This window comes from Amycolatopsis sp. NPDC104775, assembly GCF_055583325.1.
The window spans coordinates 294,124-300,249 of record NZ_JBVJOE010000005.1; the positions used below are offsets into that span (position 1 = coordinate 294,124).

Below are 6,126 nucleotides of genomic sequence, written 5' to 3' on the forward strand. Positions count from 1 at the left end.
GCCGAGCGACCCCGCCGGCGGTCCAGCACCCTGAGAGAGGGACTCAATGACGAGGACAAGGACAGCGGCGTTGTTCGCGGCGGCCGCCGCGGCGCTGCTCGCGATCGCCGGATGCACCGGCTCGGGCGCCGCCGGGGCGGGCGCGGGCACCGACGAGCTGAAGGCGGGCGTGTTCCTCGACGTGACGTCGTGGGACCCGGCCAACGCCGACATCGGCTTCGACGGCCCGTACCTGTCCGCGGTCTACGACCCGCTGGTCGCCTTGGACAAGGACGCCAAGCCGATCCCGGCGCTGGCGAAGTCGTGGGACTGGTCGCCTGACCGGCTGAGCCTGACCCTGCACCTGCGCGACGACGTCGCGTTCGACGACGGACAGAAGTTCGACTCCGCCGCGGCGGTCGAGAACCTCAACCACCTCAAGGCGGGCACCCGGTCCGGCCAGGCTTACACCGACGTGAAGAGCGTCGAGGCCAAGGACGCCTCGACCGTCGTGCTGCATCTGTCCGAACGCGACGACGCGCTGCTGTACTTCATGGGCCTCGGGCGCAGCTGGATGGCCTCGCCCAAGGCGATCAAGGCCAATTCGCTCGCCAACGGCCCGGACGGCTCCGGCCCGTACACCTTCGACAAGGCCTCGTCGCAGCCGCAGTCGCAGTACGTGTTCAAGAAGCGCGCGAAGCACTGGGACAGCGCCACCTACCCGTTCCCGACTGTGCGGCTGTTCCCGATCACCGACCAGGCCGCGAGCTTCAACGCGATGCTGTCCGGTCAGCTGAACGTCCAGTTCGCCAACGCGGCGAACCTGCCCAAGGCGCGGCAGAACGGCTGGAACGTCGCCAAGAACCCGGCGTCGTGGGTCGGCGTGCAGTTCGCCGACCGCACCGGCAGCCAGGTGAAGGCGCTCGGCGACCAGCGCGTGCGGCAGGCGATCTCCTACGCCTTCGACGCGGCCGGGATCCTCAAGGCGGTCGGCAACGACGCCGGCACGGTCACCGACCAGCTGTGGCCGAGCGGCAGCCAGGTGTACGACCCGGCGGGCAACGGCAAGTACAAGACCGACCTCGGCAAGGCCAAGCAGCTGCTCGCCGAAGCGGGCTATCCGAACGGGTTCGGCCTCAAGATGCCGATGTCCACGATCTTCCAGGCGTGGCAGCCCGCCGCCGAGCAGACGTTCGGGCAGCTGGGCATCAAGGTCGACTGGCAGAACATGTCGATGCCGGACTACCAGAAGAACGCCCCGACGTACCCGATGTTCCTCGCGGTGATCGCGATGGACGGCAACGACATGGCCACGCTGACCGACCAGGTCACCTCGGCGCAGTGGTACAACCCGAAACCGTCGGTGGACGCCTTCCCGGAGGTGAAGGCGCTCGTGCAGCAGGCGGAGCAGGCCCAGCCGGGCCCGGCGCAGACCGCGGCGCTCAAGCAGCTCAACGCCAAGCTCGTGGACCTCGCCTGGTGGAACGTCTGGTACCAGGCCGACAACCTCTACTTCAGCGTCAAGGGCATCACCGTCACGCCGATCACCGGCATGATGTTCCCGACGCTGCGGTTCATCCAGCGCGGCTGACGCGCCCGTCGTCCCGCTGCGGGTCCGTCCTTTGTGGACCCGCGGCGGGGAGGAGCCGAACGACATGCTCACATTCATCGTCAAACGCCTGGTGTCCGGGATCCTGCTGCTCGTGCTCGTCACGAGCGGCACGTTCTTCCTCGCGCACACGGCCGTGGGGGACCCGACCGCCGGGCTGCTCGGCAACAGCGCGACCCCCGCGCAGCAGGCGGCGCTGCGCGCTCAGATCGGGTACGACCGGCCGCTGCTGGTCCAGTTCTGGGACTGGCTGTCGCACGCGGCCACCGGCGATTTCGGGACTTCCTGGCGGAATTTCCAGCCGGTCGGCGAACAAATCGCGCTGCGCGTGCCGGTCACGCTTTCGGTCGTCGTCGCCGCGACGCTGCTCGCCGCGATCCTCGGCGTGCTCGTCGGCGTCGTCTGCGGCCTTCGTCCCGGCGGTGTCGTCGACCGCGTGCTCAAGCTCGCATCAGTGGTGCTGTTCGCGCTGCCCGGGTTCTGGGTCAGCCTGGTGCTGGTGACCTGGTTCGCGATCCAGCTGCAGTGGTTCCCCGCGGTCGGCTACGTGTCGCCGGACCAGTCGGTCGGCGGCTGGCTTCGGTCGATCGCGCTGCCCTCGATCTCGCTGTCGCTCGGCGCGATCGTGATGATCGCCGAACAGCTGCGCAACGGTTTCCTCCAGGTCGCGAACCAGGACTTCGTCCGCACGCTGCGGGCTCGCGGATTGTCCTCGCGCCGGGTCACGACGCACGTGCTGCGCAACGCGTCGCCGTCCGCGCTGACCGTGCTGGCGCTGATGTTCGTCGGCCTGCTCGGCGGCGCGGTGGTCGTGGAGATCGTGTTCAACCTGCCGGGGATCGGCAGCCTGACGCAGTCGGCGTCGCAGATCGGGGACATCCCGGTGCTGCTCGGCCTGACCGCGGTGACCGTCGTGTTCGTCGTGATCGTCAACTTCCTGCTCGACCTCGTGCTCGGGTGGGTCAACCCGAAGGTGCGCGACCGATGACCGCTGCCCCGTTCCCCGCCACGCTCGCCCCGGTGAAGCGGATTTCCCTGCTGCGCCGGTACTTCCGCCGTCCGGTCGGCGTCGTCGCGCTGGTCGTGTTCGCGCTGGTCGTGCTGGCCGCGGTGTTCGCGCCGTGGCTGGCCCCCTTCGACCCGAACCACGTCGACTTCGCGCTCACCCACGCCGAACCCGGCAACGGGCACCTGCTCGGCGGTGACTCCGCCGGACGCGACATCCTCAGCCGCCTGCTCTACGGCGCGCGAACCACGTTGTACGGCGGCGTCATCACCTGCGTAACCGGAATCGTGCTCGGCGTCCCGACCGGCGTGGCTGCCGGGTACTTCGGCGGCGCGGTCGACCGGATCTGCTCGTGGATCAGCGACGCGCTGCAGTCGGTGCCCGGGATGATCGTGCTGCTCGTCGTGGCAGCGGGCACCGGCCAGGACTTCACCGTGCTGATGATCGCGCTCGGTGTGTTCCTCTCGCCCGGCTACTACCGGATCACCCGCGCCCGTGCGCTTACGGTGCGCCGGGAGCCGTACATCGACGCCGCGCGCGTCGCCGGGGTGGGCACGCTGCGGATCCTGCGCACGCACCTGCTGCGCGCGGTGTACGCGCCGATCATCGTGCAAACCGCGCTGACCGCCGGGCTCGCCATCGGCATGCAGGCCGGTCTGCAGTTCCTCGGCATCGGCTCGGCGTCGACGCCCAGCTGGGGCCAGACGATGAACGACGGCTTCCTGAACATGCTGACGTACCCGCTGATCCTGCTGTGGCCGTCGATCGCGCTGGGCGTGACGATCGCGGCGCTGGCGTTCATCGGTTCGACACTCGCCGACCTGGTCAGCGTCCGCGCCGAACAGCCGACTCGCCGCGGCCGGGCTCGGGTGCGGGAAGCGCTCGCGGCCCCGTCGCCGGAGGCGCTGGGCAGTCGGACGGCTTCGGGCGAGCACGAGCACGCGGCGGCGGACTGCGCGCTGCGGATCGAAAACCTGCGGGTGGGTTACGCGACCGACAAGGGCGTCAAAGAGGTCGTGCGCGGGGTGTCGCTGGACGCGGCGCCTGGCGAGGTGCTTGGGATCGTCGGCGAATCCGGGTCCGGGAAAACGCAGACGGTGTTCTCGGTGCTGGATCTTCTGCCGTCCGGCGGGACCGCGGTCGCGGACGGGATCTGGATCGGCGGACGCGAAGTCGGGAACGCGGCGGAGCGCGCGAAACTGCTCGGCCGCGAGATCGGGTACGTGCCGCAGGAGCCGATGACGAACCTCGACCCGTGCTATCCGATCGGGCACCAGCTCGTCGAGCCGCTGCGCCGCGTGCACGGGCTGGACAAGGCCGCGGCGAAGAAACGGGCGCGGGAGGTGCTGGAGCGCGTCGGCCTCACCGACCCGGACCGCGTGATGGCGAGCTATCCGCACCAGATCTCCGGCGGCATGGCGCAGCGCGTGCTGATCGCCGGCGCGGTGGCCGGGCGGCCGTCGCTGCTGGTGGCCGACGAGCCGACGACCGCGCTGGACGTGACGGTGCAGGCCGAGGTGCTGGAGCTGCTGCGCGAACTGCAGGCCGAGTACGGGATGGCGCTGGTGATCGTCACGCACAACTTCGGCGTCGTCGCGGACATCTGCGACCGGGTCGTGGTGATGAAGGACGGCCGGATCGTCGAAACCGGACCGGTGGACCAGATCTTCCGCGCGCCGGAGGACCCCTACACCGCCGAGCTGATCAGCGCGTCGCTGGACGACACCGAAGGACGGGACGAGTTGGACGAAGCCTGGGAACGGCGCGGCCTCGCGCACGCGGCCGGAGAGGAGACCGGGCGATGACCGCTCCGCTGCTCGCGATCGAGGACCTGGTGGTCGACTACCGGCTGAGCCGCCGGGTCCGATTCCGGGCCCTGAATGGGATTTCGCTGGACGTGCGGCCGGGCGAATGCGTCGGGCTGGTCGGCGAAAGCGGCTCGGGAAAGTCCACTTTGGGCAAAGCCGTGCTGGGCCTCGCCGCGCCGGTGTCCGGCCGGATCACGTTCGACGGCGAGGACATCACGCACGCCCGCGGCGCGGCGCGGCGCCGGCTGGCCAGCGATATCCAGGTGGTGTTCCAGGACCCGTACGGCTCGCTGGACCCGACCATGACCGTCGGCGAGGTCCTCGCCGAGCCGCTGGTCGTGGCCGGAACTTCCCGGGCGGACGCCCGGACGGTGGTCGCGGACATGCTCGACCGGGTGCGACTGCCCGCCGACGCGGTGCACCGCTATCCCGGCGAGTTCTCCGGCGGCCAGCGGCAGCGCATCGCGATCGCCCGGGCGCTGGTCCGCCGGCCGCGGCTGATCGTGTGCGACGAGCCGGTGAGCGCGCTCGACCTGACCACTCAGGCGACGATTCTCGAGCTTTTCCTGGAACTGCAGCGGGAAACCGGGGTGTCTTATCTGTTCGTGTCGCACGACCTCGGCGTCGTGCACCGGATCTGCCACCGGGTTTCGGTGCTGTACCGGGGAGAGATCGTGGAGTCCGGCCCGACGGCGGCCATCACGCGCACGCCGGAGCACCCGTACACGCAGCGGTTGCTGCTGGCCGCGCCGGTGGCCGATCCGGCGCGGCAGGCGGAGAGACGGGCGGCCCGGCTGGGGCTCGCGTAGAGCTGGTCCGCCGCGGTCTCCGGGCCGTGGCCGACCTTGCCCGCAATCCTTGGCCAGCCGCTCCCGCGAGCGGCTGGCAGGGTCACATCCGTCGCGGGAGAATACGGGTTAGAGTCTGTAACCATGCCGAAGGTCATCGATCACGATCAGCGACGACGGGAAATCGTCGAGGTCGCCAAGAAGCTGATCATCGAGGGCGGGTTCGAGGCTGCCACGATGCGCAGCATCGTCACCGCGGCCGGGTTCGCCAACGGTGCCCTCAAGCATTACTTTCCCAGCAAGGACAGCATCATCGCGGCTACGTTCGAGAGCGTGCTGCAGGAGACTTCGCAGCGGATGTCCGAGCTGGATCCTTCGCTGGGGCCGGTGGAATCGTTGCGGGGGTTCGTGGAGGCGGCGATTCCGACGGACGCGCATCAGATCGCGTCGGCCCGGGTGCTGCTGGTGTTGTGGGAGCATTCCGTGGCCAATCCGGATCTCGCTCGGCAGTACCGGGATCTTTTGACGAGCTGGCGGGCCGAGCTGACGTCGCGGATCGCGGCTGCGCGGGGGAAGGGGGAGGGGGTGGACGCTCCGGAGATCGGGGTGCTGGCGGATGAGATTATCGCGGTGTCCATTGGGGCGAATGTGACCAGCCTGATGCATCCGGTGGGGGAGGTCGCTGGGCGGTATCGGGCTTATGTGGACGGGTTGATGGCTCGGATTGGGAATTGATCTGACTGGGGGTTTCGGCTCGTCGCCTGGGGGCGACATTGCTGTGAGGGGTGTAGGGCACCCCGAAGCTGAATTGTGGCGACGGGGGGGGGGGGGGGGGGGGGGGGGGGGGGGGGGGGGGGGGGGGGGAGAATGGGGGGGGGGGGGGGGGGGGGGGGGGGCACACACGAAAAAGCCCTATCGGAGGAAGGCAGCCTTGGG

5 protein-coding genes are annotated in these 6,126 nt (G+C 69.8%); all 5 read left to right on the forward strand.

Going from position 1 to position 6,126, the window contains the following annotated elements; translation table 11 throughout:
* Positions 1–46 precede the first annotated feature (46 nt).
* Positions 47–1,570, forward strand: coding sequence for an ABC transporter substrate-binding protein (locus ACZ63D_RS23980; protein WP_465356567.1), 1,524 nt, complete (start codon positions 47–49; stop codon positions 1,568–1,570).
* A gap of 64 nt (positions 1,571–1,634) precedes the next feature.
* Entirely contained in the window at positions 1,635–2,576 is a 942-nt protein-coding gene (locus ACZ63D_RS23985) for an ABC transporter permease (RefSeq protein ID WP_465356568.1), read from the forward strand.
* Positions 2,573–4,399 carry a dipeptide/oligopeptide/nickel ABC transporter permease/ATP-binding protein gene (locus ACZ63D_RS23990; RefSeq protein ID WP_465356569.1) on the forward strand — a complete coding sequence of 609 codons (1,827 nt, stop codon included), beginning with the start codon at positions 2,573–2,575 and terminating at the stop codon, positions 4,397–4,399. Before ACZ63D_RS23985 ends, ACZ63D_RS23990 begins: the two co-directional genes overlap by 4 nt.
* Positions 4,396–5,211, forward strand: coding sequence for an ABC transporter ATP-binding protein (locus ACZ63D_RS23995; RefSeq protein ID WP_465356570.1), 816 nt, complete (start codon positions 4,396–4,398; stop codon positions 5,209–5,211). Before ACZ63D_RS23990 ends, ACZ63D_RS23995 begins: the two co-directional genes overlap by 4 nt.
* Before the next feature lie 123 nt (positions 5,212–5,334).
* A complete protein-coding gene (locus tag ACZ63D_RS24000; protein ID WP_465356571.1) occupies positions 5,335–5,925 on the forward strand; it encodes a TetR/AcrR family transcriptional regulator in 591 nt (196 codons plus the stop codon).
* Positions 5,926–6,126 lie beyond the last annotated feature (201 nt).